We start from the raw sequence: 18419 nt of genomic DNA, 5'->3' as shown, positions 1-18419 counted from the left end.
GAAAAATCAGTGTTCATTTTGTTCGTATTAGTAATACGCATATGACTATTAGTGGGTGAGGGCTAACGCACAATCTGGGTAAGTGTAATTCATTTCTTAATGACAAAGGCATCGAATCTATGGATTCGATGCCTTTGTTTTAATCCTAGTAAAGCGGCAGCACTTCTTGTTTAAGACCTGAAAAGAGCTCACCGGATTGATCAAAGAAGGTGTCAGACAATTGATAATAGGCATCTCCCATAGATACGACTTTTAATTCGGGAATGATATACATAGCCATATGGGTTCCATCCTTGAGGTTGAACTGTAGTTGATACGATTTTCCTTGAGACTGCGCCCCTGCTATAGCCTCGTATTCCTTATTGCTTAAATTAGCTGTTGTCGCGGTGTATAGCCCATCAATGATAGATTCCACAGCAACATGATCCGTCATTTTTTTCAACTCTTCATTCCCCACATGATTAAGAACATGGATATCTTTCACCTGCTTTTTCAGGTTAGACATATCCAGATATTCCTTAGCGGTCATCTTAGCATCGTTTACCTTCGCCACAATTTCAGCCAAATAGTACTGTTCTTCATACTTAACCGCAATACGGAACTGGGATGGGTACGTCGGAATTTCATATAGTTTTCCGCCAACAGCGAACGTAGAGGAATAATCCTTTTCTAGATCCTTATCTCCATCGTCCTTCCCGATCTCTTGGTTCATATCATACTCTAAGGTTCCAAGTGATTTCTCAGGCTTCATTCCTGTGAACTTAAACTGAGCACCATCACTTACGAATGCATAACGAAATCCGTTGTAATTTAAAATTTTCCGAACACCGTTGGGAGCTGATACTGGTGTTTGCTGCGATATTTGTGGTGAATTAGTCATTGATGTCTTCAGAGGAGAGCTGTAAATGGCAATTCCTAATATTAGTGCAGCGCAAGCAGCCATAGTTCCCCATTTCGCAAATGTTTTCTTATGAGTGCGTCTAGCTGTGTTAGCCTTTTCTACCAGATTTTCGTCTACATAACCAATCGTCTTAAATAGATCTTTATTATTCATAGGATATAGCCCTCTTTCATAAGGTATATTTGGAGTTTTTTTCGTGTTCTGAAAAGAACTGATTTGGTCTTACTTTCACTTATTGCAAATCGCGCTGAGATTTCAGCCAAAGAATCGGAGTACCAGTAACGTCTCAGAAAAATATTTCGATGATCTTCGTTTATCTTCAGCAGGAAATTGCTTATGGATTCAGCCATTTGTTCTTCCTCGTATTGACTCTCAACATTGTCTGGCGAGAATAAACAATCATTTAATTCATCAAGAATCGTATCGAATTTTTTATTCCGCTTTTTGGCCATATAATAATCGTATTTATTTAAAGCGATGTTTCGTGTGATCCTCCCCAGAAAAGATGATAGCTTTGCAGGTGATTTCGGTGGTATCGCTTCCCACGCCCCTAAAAAAGTATCGTTCACGCATTCTTCCGAATCTTCAATATTAGATAAAATGTTATGAGCGATCTTAATACAATAGTTCCTATATTTTCGGGAGGTTTCTTCTATTGCTGATTCATTGCGCGCAAAGTACAATTGTATGATTTCACTATCTTCCACTCCATCACTTCCGTTCAGTTTATTAAGGCCTTACTTATAAAGTAAGGAAAGTAGGGTTTAGGTTGCAAAAAAGTTTATTTTCTTAAGTAATCAAAGCAAGAAAACATTTTGGGTCTTCATAAGCTTCGACATTCCATGCTAAAAATATGACGCGTGAAAAAAAGCCGGTTTACCCTTTAATAGGCAACACCGGCTAATCTATTAAATCTTCCCTTTTTATTATAGTTGTTTTACAAACCAGGGCTTAATCAATGGTAACACCACGGTTGGCTGCATAGCTTTGGTATGATCCATTTGGGTTCCCCTTAGAATTTCAACATCCCAGCCTAAATCAGTCAATTGTTCTTTATTCTTTTTTAATATCCCGCCGATGTCCACAGTAACATTCCCAAAATTCTCACCATATACGATAGTATCATTTTCTCCTGCAAAAGCTAATTTTGGGAGACTCAGCAAATGGTGAATACTACGATCATCAAAAGCGGTAAGGCTCTCGTATAAGGCAACAAATTGAGCTGTTACACGGGTATCCATTGATACTTTGATGTTGTCCCAGTCTATCTCATCAAGATTCTCTGTTTCGATAGAGCTTTTTTCAGCTGCCTCATTTTGATTATTCAAAGCTTGGGTATGTGTTTTCCGAGTTACAATCAGCATCTCTTGATAGGGACCCATATAAGGCGGAAAACCTCCCATGACCAAGCTTTCCAGACGATTTGTTCTGATACCCAATTGTAGACCAATTAAAGCTAACCATGAATATCCGTAGTAGCTAAAGCTCTTAACGTTCATTTCATCAGCAATGAGGAGCAGATCCTTCACAATATGGTCTACAGTTAAGTTGTCCACTGGATGTTGAAAGAGATGACCTTCATAATCAAAGTAAAGCACTTGAAAGGTATCCGAAAGACCTTCAACAAAATGTTTACCTATTTCAGGATCTACGCCCCAAAGCTTTAGATTTTCTGCTTCCTGATTGTACACGGATTTTTTAGCGATAGGTAACATGATGGTTGGACGATCTGATCCTCCTGTTAATCTTACTTCTATTGCTGAATGGTTGTTTAATCGTATGATTTTTTTCAAACAATCCTCTCCTTAGTGTTTTATAGAAATAGCATATAACATTCATGCAATCTTTCGGTTTATCCCATTCTAAACCTTGATATATGTCGTTAAATTAGATTTAATATTGTTGTAGCACTTGAAGGTTTAACTTTAATGTTTTGGGGCGATGGCCATTATGGGAGATATTTATACACCAACAATGATAGCTAAGAAATTAAATGTAAGTACCACTACTTTAAGAAGATATGAAGATCAAGGCTTAATTCCCGAAGTCCCGAGGACTGCTAGCAATCGTCGATGTTATACAGACATTCATATTCAAGCTTTTATTACGATTCGGACACTTTTACAAGGATATGAGATTCCAGTTGTGTACGATGTGATGAGAAAGATTAAAGCCCGGCAAATGGAGTATGCACTTTGGTCAATCAATCAGGAACAGTATAATACACAAACGGAAAAACATAGGTTAGAGGATGTATTAAGCATGTTCCGAAACGCAGATATATCAAAATACAATGATTTAGAGGAAATAAACGCAATGACAATTGGTGAAGTTGCACAAATAGCAGGCGTTAAGCCATCAGCCATTCGACATTGGGAACAAGAAGGACTAGTTACCTCGAATAGAAACAAAGACAACGGCTATAGAGTTTATACGCTAACGGAATTAAGAAAGATTATCCTGATCAGCAGTTTAAGGAAGACCGTGTATTATATCGAGAATATGAAACAACTCCTGAATGAAATAGAGACACAAAGCTACAAGAAAGTTGAATTGTCTTTCGAGCTTGCGTTACAAAAATTAAATAGTCAATTAATGAAGCAGTTTTTAGGAATTTCTGAGCTTATGAAATATATGAAACACTATTGAGTGAGCATAGATTTTTGGAGGACCTAATCACGCTTCCTTAAAATCATTTATAAGAACGCAAAAAACTCCGTCCCTAAAGGGACGGAATTGATTCCGATAGATTAACAATCTAGATCTCTGCACGATGTGACCGTTTATCTAATGTCCATGAGCAAGGATGTTGATAAGTTTGCCAAATGGGTCGCGTACATAGAATCGCCGGACTCCCCAAGGCTCATCAACAGGTCCATATTCTATCGTGTATCCAGCATTCTTCATACGTTCAAACACCGCATCGACATCATCAACTTCAATTGATAGATCTGGAGTTGGCGTATTGGAGCCGCCCTGTGAGGCGAAGCTTATTTGAATGTTCTCCTTCCCTAGTAAGCCGTATGTTTCGATCCAACCATGATCCATCAATAAATCAAGCTCGAGGACGTCCTGGTAAAAGCTTTTTGCTGCTGAAGCATTCTGTGTTTTAATATTGGTTACAATTCGCTTTACTCTCATTCTCAGACCTCAATTCCAATGGTATACTTTTTTTAATTTTATTCAATTATCCTGTCCGTGAGCGGAATATCCGATTTTTATATCCAATCTTCGAAATGATCAGTTACAAAACGTATCTCACTCTCATAGTGGGCTAAGTGACCCTCGTCAACCATTTTCTGAAAGGCAGGATTCCCTTCAGCGGCACCATTTCGTAGCGTATCACACAGTACTATCAAACGTTGTATAATCCACTGTCGCAGATTATTTGGGACGGGAATTCCATAAGCTTCAAAAAACAAATGAATTCGCCGACGTCGCTCTACGGCATGGATTTCAAATTGATATGCTTCTGTGGTTCCAGAAGTATGGTTAGGTGCGAAACTCGCAAGAGGAACAGAAGTGTAAAGGCTGTACGCAATGTCCCACATCCGCGGACCTGGACCTGCCATGTCAAAATCAATCAACGCCACAGGAGCCTCCTTTTGAAAGACAACATTATACAACGCTGCGTCATTATGACAGATCACTTCGTGTTCGGCATCATCGGCATAGCTAAGCTGCCATCTGTCCTCCATATTGGGCCGGAACACTATAGTCACATCATGGAAACGACGCATAAGATGTGCCAAACCGGCAAGCGTTTCGTCCGTCCACATATACGGTTCAAGGTTTGGATAATTATTCCCTGGAACTTCTCCGGAAATAAATGTCAATATTTCACGGCCAGAATCATCGATTCCGAGAAATTTTGGTGCTCCCTCATAGCCCTGATGTTCCAAATGTTTGAGTAGTTTATGAACATTTGGACTCCAATAACCTATAGGGCGGCGAACAGTGTTCGCCATACGGACTATATGATTTACATTACCGCCTTTTAACACTTCTTCCTTAGGCATTCGGTTCATTCCTTTTCTTTTCAGTGCATTACCTATTGCAGATTTTTGAAAACTCCCTCTCTAATAATAACAATATTTACAAGTTATTGTTTATAAAGAACAATTATAACTATACTGGCCGTTAAGATCATGCTGGTATTTGCTCATCTTAGATTAATAAATCCATTTTAGATTCTAAATTAGAATTATTTGCTATAATGTTCTCATGAAAAATAATACTATCTTAAACAAATTAGCAATCATTCTACTTTTTATCAGCATTCTCTTTGGCCTACGCTGCATTTGGTTCAACATATTTAAGGTTTCCAACAATGTACCTATGATTAGCAACGGTGTACTGGATTTACGTGGCCAGGATCTGGAGAAGGCGAACTTATTCAGGCTAGATGGTGAATGGAGCTTCTATCCTTCGCAATTAGTTTCGTCCAAGACTTCCACTATCCCAAGGCAATCCCAAGCGCTTCAAGTTCCTGGGAATTGGAGCAATGCTATCGGAACTGATCACACAACATCATATGGATATGGGACGTACCGCCTGCGTATTTTGGTAGAACCGCTTCAGCAGCCTATCTCGTTCTGGATCAAACAAATTTATTCCGCCTCCAGTGTGGAAATTAACGGCAGCCCTATTCACAATAATGGGATAATTTCTCTCGATACCAATACATATGCACCAAAAACTACCTCATTTACAGCATCATATTTTTCGGAAAATATGACAGAAATAGATGTACTTATTCAGGTAGTAAACTTTGATCACCCCTATAAAGGCGGTATTAGCGGGCCTATTTTCTTTGGCTCTCAGGAAGTGGTTAACCGGACAAATTTTTATACCGTTGGATTTCAAATGCTTACTGCAATCATCCTGCTACTACATGGGCTGTATGCCTGTATTCTGTATTTATTTAATCCTAAAGAACGTGCTCTGTTCCTTGTAGGGCTAATGACATTATCTGTAGCCGTCATCCTTTTGGCCCGAAATGACAATTTAGTTCTAGTATTACTGCCGATTAATTACACTTGGTCTTTAAAAATCCGTTTAATCGCCTTCTTATGGCAGAACCTTTTTATTCTGCTTGTTTTCAGGAAATTCACCTCAGGTGCCGAAGTCAACAAGTGGTTACGCGCTTACACGTGGTGTCTTTTCCTTTATACCTTATTTATATTTATTGTTCCTGCTTATTTGGTCAGTACATCGATTCACTGGGGTATCATTCAAGTGTTTCAGTATATTCCCTTTATCTGGTTGATCTATAGCTTGGGACGCTTATTGTTCAAAAGGCAAGATGATAAAGATGTTGTTTTTCTACTGATATCAGGTGCGGCCATCATCTCTAATTTGGTATGGAACTTGTGGGATAGTAACGGCCACTATTCAATTGTCTACTATCCTGTAGATATTATTGCCGCCATCGTAGGCTTCTCAGCTTATTGGTTTAAAAAGTATTTTCAGAATGCCAAAGAGAACATGGAGCTAAATGAGCAGCTGAAAAAAGCAGATAAACTTAAGGATCAGTTTCTTGCCAATACCTCTCACGAGCTGCGAACACCAGTTCATGGAATTATGAATATCGCGCAAAATATAATAACGAAGGAAAAGGACAGGCTCAACGAGAGTAGTCGGCAAGATATGGAGTTACTGATTACCATCAGCCGCCGTATGTCCCATATGCTTGGTGATCTACTGGATGTAGTACGTCTTCAAGAGCATCGGGTTATTTTGCATCAGGAGCCTATTTTGGTTCAATCGGTGGTTCCCGGAGTCATCAATATGCTTCAATATATGATTGAAGGTAAACCGGTACGGTTATCCATGAACATACCAGAATCTATACCTCCTATTCTTGCGGATGAGAAACGACTAGTACAAGTATTATTAAATCTAGTGCACAACGCGCTCAAATACACCGAGCAAGGACTTGTTTCTGTTTCAGCTGAGGAAAAAGACGCTCATATCTTTATTTATGTAACAGATACCGGAGTAGGCATGACCGAAGAGACCATGGCGCGGGTATTCCTCCCCTATGAGCAAGGCCCTCACGGAATAAATGACGGGCGTGGAATTGGACTGGGACTAAGCATTAGCAGGCAGCTGGTAGAACTGCATGGTGGCAGCTTGAGCATCCTTTCTGAACTCGGCAAAGGTTCAACTTTCAGTTTTGCACTCCCCCTTGCTGATCCCTATAGCGAACAGATAGTAAGAGAGGCTGCACCTATAACAACGTATACACCAGATGAGATTTATAAGCAGATGGCTAAATGGGGGATTTCCGAACAAACTAATCAACATACTGACAAAATCCCGCCACTCTTTACAGACGCCAAGGTGAATCTCTTGGTGGTAGATGACGACCCTGTTAATTTGAATGTGCTAAAGGGCATTCTTGAAAACGAACCTTATCTCATTACGACGGTGAACTCAGCGCAAGAAGCACTGGATTGGCTAGATAAAAAGCGTTGGGATTTACTGATTAGTGATGTAATGATGCCGCATATGTCAGGATATGAATTAACGCAAAAGGTTCGCGCGCGTTATTCGTTATATGAGCTCCCAGTAATATTGCTGACTGCCCGCAGTCAACCTGAGGATATCTACACAGGATTCTACTCCGGCGCAAATGATTATGTTACCAAACCTGTGGATGCAGTTGAACTCAAATATCGCATTCGAGCCTTAACAGCGATGAAAATTTCTTTTAATGAACGGGTGCGTATTGAAGCGGCTTATCTACAGGCACAGATTCAACCCCATTTCTTGTTCAATACATTGAACTCTATTGCGGCACTCAGTGATATGGATACTAAAAAGATGCAAGAGCTCATTACTGCATTTACTTCCTTTTTGCGAATCAGCTTTGACTTTTTAAATATCGGAGAACTCGTGAACCTTTCTCATGAACTAGAGCTGGTAGAATCTTATTTGTATATTGAACAAACACGATTCGCAGAACGAATTTCCGTTGTTTGGGAGGTGGATCCAGACATTAATATCCTGTTACCCCCTCTATCCATCCAGCCCTTGGTAGAAAATGCTATTAAGCATGGTCTGCTCAAGCGTCAGCAGGGTGGTACCGTTTATATTCGGGCCACACGTCTGAACAATGCTATAAAGATCGAAGTGGAGGATAATGGGTTAGGTATGGATCATAGAACGCTTGCGTTGTTGCTGGAACCGACCATGAAAGCTAAAAGCGGCATCGGACTGGCTAACACCCATCGAAGACTGATGCAATTGTATGGTCAGGGTCTTTTTATTCAAAGTAAACAAGGTGAAGGTACTTTGGTATCCTTTGTTATACCGGAGGACAGTGAATAATATATCAAAAAAAGCCATTCCATAAGGCGTGGCTTTTTTTGTATCGATACTACATTTAGAAAATAGTAGGTACCATGCCCCCATCCATCCGGATCGGAGAGCCTTTAAATGCAGAGGCATAGGGACTGCTCATAAATGCTGCTAGTCTACCTATTTCATTAGGTTTAATAAATCGCTGTATTTCAGATTGCGGTAAGTTTGCAGCCATGAATTTTTTCTCTTTTTCTGAAAAAGTCAACGCTTCATCTGAATACATTCCATCAATGATTTGGTGCACATTTTCAGAGAGTGTTGGTCCTGGCATGATAGTATTGACGGTAACTTCTGTTCCGATTGTTAATTTAGATAAGCTTTTTGCCAACGATAATAGCATTGATTTTGTCATTGCATACTGTGGCATTTGAGCTGACGGCATTATTGCTTCTTCACTAGCGATGAAGATCACGCGTCCAAAATTGTTTTCTAACATTTTTGGCATATAAAATTTCGTTAATCCATTTGCAGCAAGAACATTCGTACGGATGTATTTTTCAAATATTTCATCATTAACGTCGTCATAGCTCATCAGTTCATAAATCCCCATATTATTAACTAAAATATCGATATGGGGGTATTTTTCAAGTAAAGCTTCTCTCTGTCCCATATCTACAATATCGGCAGCAGCATTCTGAGGAGAAGTTTCCGGAAATTTTGCTTTAATTTCATTTACTGTTTGTTCTACCTTTTCATAATTCCGTCCATTTATTAGTACATTAACGCCTTCGTTGGCAAGTTCAAAGGCGATAGCTTTACCAATACCTTTTGTTGATCCTGTAATTAAAGCTATCTTATTGTTTAATCCCATATCCATATTTCATTTCTCCTTTTATCATGGCGAGTTAATTAGCAGTTTCTCAAGCGCTGTACTGTGTACCGACTAGTAATTATACTATCTTACCGGGATTATTCAGTAACTAGCGTCTTGCGCCAAACTTCTTGTTTAACACGCCAATTTGAAGGAGTATCTCCTTCCCAAAGTCGGAAGGCACGGTAGAACGAGTTCTGATCTTCATATCCGATCAAGAAAGCCACCTCTTTAACATCGAGGGAAGGATCTGCTAAATACGCTCGCGCCTGCTCATGTCTAGCTTGTGCCAGCAAATGCTTGAAGCTCGTATTTTCTTCAGTAAGCCTCCGTTGTAAGGTACGAGCACTCATCCTTAGCTCATTTGCAACGGTTTGAATCTCGGGTTTCCCTCCGCTAAGACTGCGTTTCATAATCCATTTGACCCTTTCCGTAATGGAGTGACTGCCCTGTTGTTCAGCAAGTGTCTGATCCAAAACGGGAGTCAGAATCTCTAGCAACTCTTCGTTATACGAGATAAAGGGCAGATCCAAATCACTTCGGCGTAGTGTTAAACGGTTAGTCTCAGCACCGATCTGAATTCGACAGCCGAAATAAGCTTCAAGAACCTGTAAATCCCCTATGGGTTGTGAAAATTCTACAAACTGTGCTGTCATAGGTATACCTGTTCCCCGCCGCCCAAGCTCCAGTAAAAACGCCAGGGTAAGGCCAAGCAGCAGCGGTGGACCGGAATACTCGGGATGCTGCCAATTCAATTCGATTGTACATAGCTCTCCCTCCTCGAGAATATGCAAGCTTTCTGGAGGACACATTCGTTTGTAGCGCACCATTCGGTTTAGAGCGTCACGATAATCTTTAGCATGATAAGTAGCTAAGACGGTCGGCGGATATTGTGTAGTTTCAAAAACGGTTGCTAGCTTGATGATTCCCTCAGCAGTATCTCCAACGAGATCCGAATATGCCTGCCAGATAGCAAAATATTGGGCTGTGCTGACTACTGACTCCGTGATAAGGCTCAGGGGAAGACCTGCTTTACTGGCTATATCTTGAGCGGTTATCCCTAATTGAATTAATCCAGCCCAAAATCCGGGAGGGATTTTAATGGAGTCAGAGGGATTAGTCTGCATCTATGTGGACCTCCTTAATTGCATGAAGAAAGGGCTAGTTAGAATCCAAGCAAGCACGGGCAAGCAACTCAAACGAATGCAGCCGTTTCTCATAGTCTGGAATCATAGTAACGATAATGAATTCTTCAACTCCATACAAGTGAGATAACTGTTCCAGCTTTTTTTTAATGCTTTTGGGTGTGCCTATCAGCAGTTTGCGTTCCAAAAGTTTGGATTTTTCTTCGGCTGAGCCTTCTTGTTGAAATAATGTCATACTGGAAGAGGCTAGCTGCATTGCTTCTTCCTCTGTCTCGGCGCAAATGACGCCAACTGCTACGATGGCCCGAGGCATAGCATTAACTGAAGAAGGCGCAAAGGCTTCTCGATAAGCTTGCAAAATTTCTTCCCCGGCTACATCGCTCATGAATTGACCAAACACATAGCCTGCACCAAACTCGGCAGCATATGCTGCACTCTTCTTGTTAGTGCCCAGCATCCACAACTCTGGCGATTCGGGTGGAGTCGGACGGGCGGTTATCTGACGTCCTTCATATGAATAGTTCCCCTGCAACAATTCGGTAACTCCCTTAAGCAGCTCTGGCATTTTCCAAACATTTTCGAGAAAATTTCCGCTCAGCGCTAAACTTACTTCAGCAGCACCACCAGGAGCCCGGCCTAATCCAAGGTCGATACGTCCAGGATATAAACTTGCCAGCAAATGAAATGATTCTACCACTTTTAACGGCTTATAGTGCGGCAGCAATAAAGCTCCCGACCCGATGCGGATATGCTGTGTTCTCGCTCCAATATGCGATAACAACACCTCTGTGGAGGTACACGCTAAGCCCGGCATATCATGATGTTCGGCAACCCAATAACGAGTATATCCCAGTCTTTCAGCTGTTTGAGCCAGTTCCACCGCTTGTCCTAAAGCAAAGCTTGCATCCACATCATCAAATACAGGCACAAGGTCCAATACACTAAGCTTAATGGCTGTCATGGTCATAGCTACGTCCTACTCGTGGGTTTCGGTAAAATTCAATCATATCAATAAAAGTAACCTTGTAATCGCCAGCAACCGCTGCCAGATTATACATTCGTCCATGGCCGTCTTCATTGGACGCGAACACAACATCGTGCCGCAGCTTATCCATAACCACTTTGCCGATGAACTGGTGCTCGTATTCCGCATATTTCTTTTTAAACGCTTCGTTAAATTCCAGCAGGTCCTGGTAAGAACGCTCAAGCATTGCATTTACCAAGGTCAGTTCATTGTCCTCTTTGTGTACCGCTACGTAATAATTCCCACGTTCATCCTTGATCAAATCCTTATACAACTCAATGTTCAAAGTTTATTTCTCCTCTCTGATTCCTAAGGGATAACTACTGCTTTAGAACCTATCCTTACATACTTGATGTCAGCACTGTTGGCTGTGTAGTAATTTGTACGTTTCCTGCTACAGCTCTGGAGATCATGCAAGAGCCTTCCGCTTTATGGGCAATATGGATAGCTTTATCGATATCGACTTGTGACGCGTCTTTAGAAAGTGTGATTACAGGTGAATGTTTGATGGCTTCATATGTAAAAATGTTATTTGTTACATCCACCGTCGCCTCTGATGTTAAGGTCAGATTTGAAGTTATAAGCTCGGATCGCTCCAGCATGGCTGCAAGTGTAATGAGATAGCAGGTTGCTGCTGCACCCAGAAGCATCTCATCTGGATTCGTTCCAATTCCGGGCCCGCCCATTTCCTTCGGAATGGAAATTTGTGTCTTGAGCTGTCCGGCTTCAATCGTTCCATCACTATTACGTCCGCCGTTCCATACGGCATTTAATATAAATGGGTGTTTCATTTCTAGATGCCCTCCCTATCTTGAAATTGCATGACATATTTTTAATCGAATACTTTACATGCTAACATAGAAGAATGCGGGGAACAAACAGGCTCTGGCCTGCTGTTCGTGAGATTTATCTATTAATTAAATTTCAGGAGGCCTGATATCAAACACCTTCAGCGTTGTATTGAACTTACCCGAATTGTACTTGACGAGGGTAAGGATTCGACAAGATCAAGAAAGCAACATCTAAACTTTGTGGGGTATAAACTATAGTTGCTATATATACAGAGCCTTAAAGTTCTTATACCATTAACATTGTAAGCGATTAACTTTATAGGAGGAAATGACTTGACAAAGCCTGCGCAACCCAATGTGCCTCTCGTAACTCATATTTATACTGCGGATCCTTCCGCTCATGTATTTGAAGGTAAAATTTATATTTATCCCTCTCATGACCTCGATCACGATATGATCTCTAATGACAACGGTGACCAATATAATATGGAGGATTACCATGTTCTATCTATTGATGGAGAGGGCTCCCCTTGTATCGACCACGGTGAAGTGCTTCATGTGAAGGATGTCCCATGGGCCAAGCAGCAAATGTGGGCTCCGGATGCAGCATACAAAAACAATACCTACTATTTGTTTTTCCCAGCCAGAGACCATGACGATATTTTCCGAATCGGGGTTGCTACCTCAGCTTCACCTTCCGGACCGTTTACACCTGAACCAAACTATATTCCCGGCAGTTATAGCATTGATCCTGCTGTTTTCGTTGATGATGATGGCAAATCATATATTTATTTTGGTGGTCTTTGGGGCGGTCAACTTGAAAAATGGCAAACTGGCTCATTTGTTGCGGATGCCGAAGGCCCGGCTGAGACGGCGCCAGCACTTGGACCTATCGTGGCGGAGCTGAGCGAGGACATGATGAGCTTTGAAGGTGAACCTAGAGAAATATCCATCATTGATTCGAACGGAAATCCGATTCTTGCTGGAGATGAAGAGAGAAGATATTTTGAAGGTCCATGGGTACATAAATATAACGGATATTATTATCTTTCTTATTCCACGGGAACTACCCATAATATTGTATACGCTATCAGTAAAGATCCGTTTGGGCCTTATGTATATCAAGGAATAATACTTTCACCAGTCCTGGGCTGGACAACACACCATTCTATTGTTCAGTTTAAAGAGAAATGGTATCTATTTTATCATGACAGTTCTTTGTCTGGTGGAGCTGACAATAAGCGTTCTGTAAAATATACGGAGCTGAAATACAACGATGACGGCACTATTCAAACTATCCATCCTTAGTTTTTTAATGAAATAGGCGGCATGCTGTAGTTCACTGGAGGGGATTCTGATGTCAATAACACAACAAGGTGCTTTTTATACGGGGGAATATCGAAATTTATTTAAGGAGCTTGGCTTCTCTGAAGATGAAATCAACGCTAAAATTGATATAACTTGGAATGATTTATTTTATGGAGATCCGAACGTACGAATCTACTATCCGCAGGACGAGAATAAAAGCTATATTCTGGATACAGGTAATCTAGACGTACGGTCAGAAGGAATGTCGTACGGGATGATGATGGCCGTTCAAATGAATAAAAAAGATGAGTTTGATCGTTTATGGAACTTCTCAAAGACGTTTATGCAGCACAAAGAAGGTCGTTATGCCAATTACTTTGCTTGGCACTGCAAGCCTGACGGTACAAGGATTTCTCAGGGACCTGCACCGGACGGGGAAGAGTTTTTCGCCATGGCCCTGTTTTTTGCCTCAAAACGTTGGGGGAACGGTCTGGAACCTTATAATTATTCTGAGCAGGCCCGAACGATATTGCGTGCTTGTGTACATAAAACTGAAACAGGCACTGGTGACTCAATGTGGGATGCGGAAACGAAATTGATTAAATTTGTACCGGAATCCACCTTTAGTGATCCATCTTACCATCTCCCCCATTTCTATGATTTGTTCGCTTTGTGGGCTGATGAAGGTGACCGCATGTTTTGGCGAGAAGCGGCGGAAGCCAGCCGCACATACCTACACACTGCATGCCATCCTATAACTGGCCTTGCTCCCGAATATGCCAATTTTAACGGAACCCCGGCAGATCCCCAGCCTCATGGTGATTTCAGCTATTTCTTCAGTGATGCTTACAGGGTTGCGGCTAATATCGGATTGGACTGGGCATGGTTCCAAAAGGACAGCTGGCAGGTCGATCAATGTAACCGGATTCAAGCTTTTTTTAGGAATATCGAAGTTTCCGATTACCGGCGGTATACCATTGAGGGACAGCCCTTCGAGGAACCGGCGCTGCATCCGGTAGGTCTTTTGGCGACCAACGCCATGGCTTCCCTTGCTTCTGATGGCCCGGAGGCAGAGCATTTTGTCCGTTTGTTTTGGAATACGCCTTTGCGCACCGGACAACGTCGTTATTATGATAACTGTCTGTACTTCTTTAGTTTACTGGCCCTTAGTGGAAATTATCGCATTTATTGAAGGAAATCGAACAAAACAATAGGACTCCATTCCTCAAAAAGGTCGAGGATTGGAGTCCTATTAATCGTAATAAAGCTTTGCTATTATTTAATAACTACATATTCCAAGTTAACAAGTTTTGCGTAAGCAATAATTTGGTCTGTTGTAAGTGTTAATGATACAACGGTGTGATGACCGCCACCATTTTCGATCCATGCTTTAACCCCGTCTTGGAAGTTTGGTTTAACATTCCAAAGGACACGAGCTACTGGAAGGTTTGGAGCTGGAACAGTTGGTTCAAAAGCAGTAACTTCATTGATCAAAAGTTTGTAATGAGTACCGAAGTCAGCCATGGAAACTACGACACCGTCTCCTGCTTTACCATCAAATACTAAACGTGCTGGATCGTCTTTACCACCAATACCTAGCGGTGATACGATGATTTTTGGTTTGTTGCTTGCCAAAGTAGGGTCTACTTCAAGCATGTGGGATTGAAGGATCGATTCTTGTCCAACCGTCAATTCATATGTGTAATCTTCCATAAAGCCGGTGGATTGATTATGACTCATCACTTTAAGCAAACGATCAAGTGCTGCAGTCTTCCAATCGCCTTCCCCAGCAAAACCATAGCCTTGTGCCATTAGACGTTGAACAGCAAGTCCAGGAAGTTGTTTCATGCCATGCAAATCTTCGAAGTTTGACGTGAAGGCATTATAACCACCTTGGTCTAGGAAACGTTTAATAGCGATTTCATAGCTTGCTTGAACTCTTACGCTAGCTTCCCAAGCTTCTTTGCTGTTAGTACCATAATCAAACTCATACAGCTCCGCATATTCAGCGAACAAAGCATCGATTTCTTCTTCTTTAACATCATTAATAATTTGCACTAGATCGCCAATACCAAAATAGTCCACAGTCCATCCAAATTGAATTTGGGCTTCAACCTTATCTCCTTCGGTTACGCCAACGTTACGCATGTTATCACCAAAGCGAGCGACTTTGATATTGAAGCTTTCATTATAAGCAACCGCTACGTCCATCCATTCTGCAATTTGCTTTTGGACTTCAGGACGTTCCCAGTAACCTACTACCACTTTGTTTTGTTTGTTCAACCGTGCATTTATGAAACCATATTCACGGTCACCATGTGCCGCTTGGTTTAGATTCATGAAGTCCATATCAATTGTTGCCCAAGGAATACTTTCATTATATTGCGTAGCTAGATGAAGCAAAGGCTTTTGCAGCATCTTAGTTCCGCGGATCCACATTTTTGCAGGTGAGAACGTATGCATCCAAGTGATGACACCGGCAACTTCGTCACGGTAGTTAACTTCTTTCATGATGTTGGTGATTTTATCTGCGCTGACAGCCAAATCCTGCAATACTAGTGGGTAAGGCAAAACTCCGCTTTTATTCAAAGCATCTGTCATCGTTTGTGCGTGTGCTTTAACTTCAGCCAATGCTTCTTCCCCATAAAGATGTTGCGAACCTACGACAAACCAAAATTCTTTTGCTACCGCTGTTGACATATTCATCCTCTTTTCGTCATTTTGTAGTTTTATTATTTTTGTCCGTAATAAGCGCCTTTTCCATGTTTGCGCAAGTAATGTTTATCTAGAATACGTTGTGGCAATTCCTCTGCAAAATGGTTCAGTTCTCTTGCATATAAATTCATTTTGGATACTTCATCCAAAACTACGCTGTTCATTACCGCCGATTTCGCATCTTTTCCCCACGTAAAGGGACCGTGGCCTTTTAACAAAACACCAGGAACCGCCATAATATCTATCCCGCGCTGTTCAAAAGTCTCGATGATGACATTACCCGTTTCCGCTTCGTAACCACGATCGACTTCTTCTTGCGTCAAGAAACGCGCACAAGGAATGGAACCATAGAAGGTATCTGCATGCGTCGTTCCCATGACAGGAACATCTAGTCCTGCTTGAGCCCAGATGGTCGCCCAAGTAGAATGCGTGTGCACGATTCCGCCGATTTCAGAGTAATGCTTATAAAGCACTGCGTGAGTAGGAGTATCAGATGAAGGCCTCATATCCCCTTCAACCACATTCCCATCGAGATCAACAACAACCATGTCGCTGGCTTTCATTGTTTCATAGTCTACACCACTAGGTTTGATTACGAAAAATCCACTTTCACGATCAATCGCACTTACATTTCCCCATGTATACTTAATAAGTCCTTGTTTCGGCAATTCCAGATTGGCTTGAAAAACCTCTTCTTTAAGTTGTTCTAACATCTTGCCACCTCCATTTTCACACTAAATTGTCAACAGCGGACTGCTCGATCGCCAGACCCTTTTTATAACGTTCGATAAAGGTTTCAAATCCTTTAATGTCGGTTGCCTCTGGATGAATTTCTTCACCCTTAACATCTTTGAACACTTTTTGATCGAGGAAGTCTTCTAAACTTTCTTCCTGATTGTTATTCATCATGTAAGCGGCAAGAATAGCCATTCCCCATGCACCGCCTTCACCGGCAGTCGACATTACGGATACAGGAACATTCATTGAAGCTGCCATTATTTTTTGACCCACTACCGGAGTCTTAAATAAGCCGCCGTGGCCTAAAATACTATCAATGGCTACATTCTCTTCCTTCGTCAAAATGTCCATTCCAATTTTCAAAGCACCAAAGGCGCTGAATAGATGCGTACGCATAAAGTTGGACAGATTAAATTTGCTCTCCGGCGAGCGGACAAATAGCGGACGACCTTGTTCTAACCCAGTAATATTCTCTCCTGAGAGATAACCATAGCTTAGTAAGCCTCCGGCATCAGGATCTGCATCCAAAGCTTTATTTAAAAGCACGTTGTACAATTTATTTGCATCCACTTTGTGTCCCATGGCTTCATAGAACTCGCGGAATAACCCGAGCCAGGCGTTGAGGTCACTTGAACAGTTATTCGCATGAACCATGCCCACTGGACTTCCGTTCGGAGTAGTAACCATATCGATTTCCGGATAAACTTTGGAAAGTTCTTTTTCTAACACAATCATGGCAAAAACAGAGGTTCCTACAGAGACATTTCCGGTGCGTTTTCTTACGCTATTCGTTGCCACCATCCCGGTTCCGGCATCTCCTTCTGGAGGACTGAGCGGAATGCCTGCCTGTAAATGTAACAATGGATCTAGAATTTTAGCTCCCGCTTCGGTTAATACACCTGCTTGCTCCCCTGCAACATACACCTTAGGAAACAGATCACTGGTCTTCCACGGATAACCTTTGCTTGCAACAAGCTCATCGAACTGCTGTATCATCGATTCATTATAATTTCGTGTGGATTCATCAATAGGGAACATGCCCGAAGCATCCCCAACACCAAGTGCTTTATTTCCAGTCAATAGCCAATGAATATATCCTGATAATGTCGTAACAAAACGGATCTGTGGCACATGTTCTTCTTTATTCAAAATCGCCTGATAAAGATGAGCAATGCTCCAGCGTTCTGGAATATTAAACCCAAACAGATCAGTCAATGCTTTGGCAGCCTTACCTGTTGTTGCATTACGCCAAGTCCGGAATGGAACAAGAAGTTCATTGTGCTCGTCGAAAGCCATGTATCCATGCATCATTGCAGAAAAACCGATTGAGCCAACCGTTTGAAGGGTGATTTCGTAATTTTGTGCAACTTCTTCCTTCATCTCGCGATATGCGTCTTGCAGACCTTTGATAATATCTTCCAAGTTGTACGTCCAAAAACCGTCCTTCAACTGATTTTCCCATTCGTAACTTCCAGAAGCGATCGTTTGAAAGCAATGATCAATAAGTACAACTTTGATGCGCGTGGACCCAAATTCAATACCAAGCGAAGTTTCTCCCTTATTAATCGCTTGTTCGATGCTTAATCGATTCGATATCACGTTTGTCACCTCTCTGAGA

General features: G+C 41.6%; 17 protein-coding genes. 4 read left to right on the top strand and 13 right to left on the bottom strand.

Going from position 1 to position 18419, the window contains the following annotated elements:
• Positions 1-145: 145 nt before the first annotated feature.
• From MHB64_RS15315 to MHB64_RS15305, 3 genes are all read right to left on the bottom strand, one after another.
• Positions 146-1054 (bottom strand): hypothetical protein, encoded by a 909-nt coding sequence (locus MHB64_RS15315; protein ID WP_341134779.1) that lies wholly within the window; start codon positions 1052-1054, stop codon positions 146-148.
• Positions 1051-1608: an RNA polymerase sigma factor gene (locus MHB64_RS15310; protein ID WP_341134778.1), complete on the bottom strand. Its 558-nt coding sequence runs from the start codon at positions 1606-1608 to the stop codon at positions 1051-1053. The genes MHB64_RS15315 and MHB64_RS15310 overlap by 4 nt, the downstream gene beginning before the upstream one ends.
• 219 nt (positions 1609-1827) lie before the next feature.
• Positions 1828-2694, bottom strand: a complete 867-nt coding sequence (locus tag MHB64_RS15305; protein ID WP_341134777.1) for an alpha/beta fold hydrolase — start codon at positions 2692-2694, stop codon at positions 1828-1830.
• A gap of 157 nt (positions 2695-2851) precedes the next feature.
• On the opposite strand from MHB64_RS15305, the gene MHB64_RS15300 reads away from it, so the two are divergent.
• The gene (locus MHB64_RS15300) at positions 2852-3550 is read left to right on the top strand and encodes a MerR family DNA-binding transcriptional regulator (protein WP_341136084.1); all 699 of its coding nucleotides are present in this window, start codon (positions 2852-2854) and stop codon (positions 3548-3550) included.
• Between the two features lie 138 nt (positions 3551-3688).
• Here the strand turns inward: MHB64_RS15300 and MHB64_RS15295 are convergent, their stop codons facing one another.
• Positions 3689-4042 carry a VOC family protein gene (locus tag MHB64_RS15295; RefSeq protein ID WP_094868787.1) on the bottom strand — a complete coding sequence of 118 codons (354 nt, stop codon included), beginning with the start codon at positions 4040-4042 and terminating at the stop codon, positions 3689-3691.
• A gap of 77 nt (positions 4043-4119) precedes the next feature.
• Positions 4120-4920 carry a phosphotransferase gene (locus tag MHB64_RS15290; RefSeq protein WP_341134776.1) on the bottom strand — a complete coding sequence of 267 codons (801 nt, stop codon included), beginning with the start codon at positions 4918-4920 and terminating at the stop codon, positions 4120-4122.
• A gap of 319 nt (positions 4921-5239) precedes the next feature.
• Between MHB64_RS15290 and MHB64_RS15285 the strand changes: the two genes are divergently transcribed.
• Positions 5240-8236, top strand: coding sequence for an ATP-binding protein (locus MHB64_RS15285; RefSeq protein WP_341134775.1), 2997 nt, complete (start codon positions 5240-5242; stop codon positions 8234-8236).
• 55 nt (positions 8237-8291) lie between these two features.
• On the opposite strand, the gene MHB64_RS15280 is transcribed toward MHB64_RS15285, so the two are convergent.
• From MHB64_RS15280 to MHB64_RS15260, 5 genes are all read right to left on the bottom strand, one after another.
• The gene (locus MHB64_RS15280) at positions 8292-9086 is read right to left on the bottom strand and encodes an SDR family NAD(P)-dependent oxidoreductase (protein ID WP_341134774.1); all 795 of its coding nucleotides are present in this window, start codon (positions 9084-9086) and stop codon (positions 8292-8294) included.
• A gap of 92 nt (positions 9087-9178) precedes the next feature.
• Positions 9179-10207, bottom strand: a complete 1029-nt coding sequence (locus tag MHB64_RS15275; RefSeq protein WP_341134773.1) for an AraC family transcriptional regulator — start codon at positions 10205-10207, stop codon at positions 9179-9181.
• Positions 10208-10241: 34 nt separating this feature from the next.
• Positions 10242-11192 (bottom strand): LLM class flavin-dependent oxidoreductase, encoded by a 951-nt coding sequence (locus MHB64_RS15270; RefSeq protein ID WP_341134772.1) that lies wholly within the window; start codon positions 11190-11192, stop codon positions 10242-10244.
• Positions 11173-11535 carry a hypothetical protein gene (locus MHB64_RS15265; RefSeq protein WP_341134771.1) on the bottom strand — a complete coding sequence of 121 codons (363 nt, stop codon included), beginning with the start codon at positions 11533-11535 and terminating at the stop codon, positions 11173-11175. Before MHB64_RS15265 ends, MHB64_RS15270 begins: the two co-directional genes overlap by 20 nt.
• A gap of 55 nt (positions 11536-11590) precedes the next feature.
• Positions 11591-12040 carry an OsmC family protein gene (locus tag MHB64_RS15260; protein WP_280786191.1) on the bottom strand — a complete coding sequence of 150 codons (450 nt, stop codon included), beginning with the start codon at positions 12038-12040 and terminating at the stop codon, positions 11591-11593.
• Between the two features lie 333 nt (positions 12041-12373).
• On the opposite strand from MHB64_RS15260, the gene MHB64_RS15255 reads away from it, so the two are divergent.
• Entirely contained in the window at positions 12374-13348 is a 975-nt protein-coding gene (locus MHB64_RS15255; protein WP_094868779.1) for a glycoside hydrolase family 43 protein, read from the top strand.
• Between the two features lie 49 nt (positions 13349-13397).
• Positions 13398-14540 (top strand): glycosyl hydrolase family 8, encoded by a 1143-nt coding sequence (locus tag MHB64_RS15250; protein WP_179281496.1) that lies wholly within the window; start codon positions 13398-13400, stop codon positions 14538-14540.
• Positions 14541-14623: 83 nt separating this feature from the next.
• Here the strand turns inward: MHB64_RS15250 and araA are convergent, their stop codons facing one another.
• From araA to MHB64_RS15235, 3 genes are read right to left on the bottom strand one after another with little or no spacing between them, the layout of a single operon-like run.
• Positions 14624-16048: an L-arabinose isomerase gene (gene araA, locus MHB64_RS15245; RefSeq protein WP_094874954.1), complete on the bottom strand. Its 1425-nt coding sequence runs from the start codon at positions 16046-16048 to the stop codon at positions 14624-14626.
• Positions 16049-16080: 32 nt separating this feature from the next.
• Positions 16081-16776, bottom strand: a complete 696-nt coding sequence (locus MHB64_RS15240) for an L-ribulose-5-phosphate 4-epimerase (protein WP_094868776.1) — start codon at positions 16774-16776, stop codon at positions 16081-16083.
• 16 nt (positions 16777-16792) lie between these two features.
• On the bottom strand, positions 16793-18400 hold the full coding sequence (locus MHB64_RS15235; RefSeq protein ID WP_341134770.1) for a xylulokinase: 1608 nt from the start codon (positions 18398-18400) through the stop codon (positions 16793-16795).
• Between the last annotated feature and the right edge of the window lie 19 nt (positions 18401-18419).

Source organism: Paenibacillus sp. FSL K6-2859 (assembly GCF_038008265.1).
Taxonomy (GTDB): Bacteria; Bacillota; Bacilli; order Paenibacillales; family Paenibacillaceae; genus Paenibacillus_AQ; species Paenibacillus_AQ nitricinens.
This window is presented reverse-complemented; position numbering and strand designations above follow the sequence as displayed.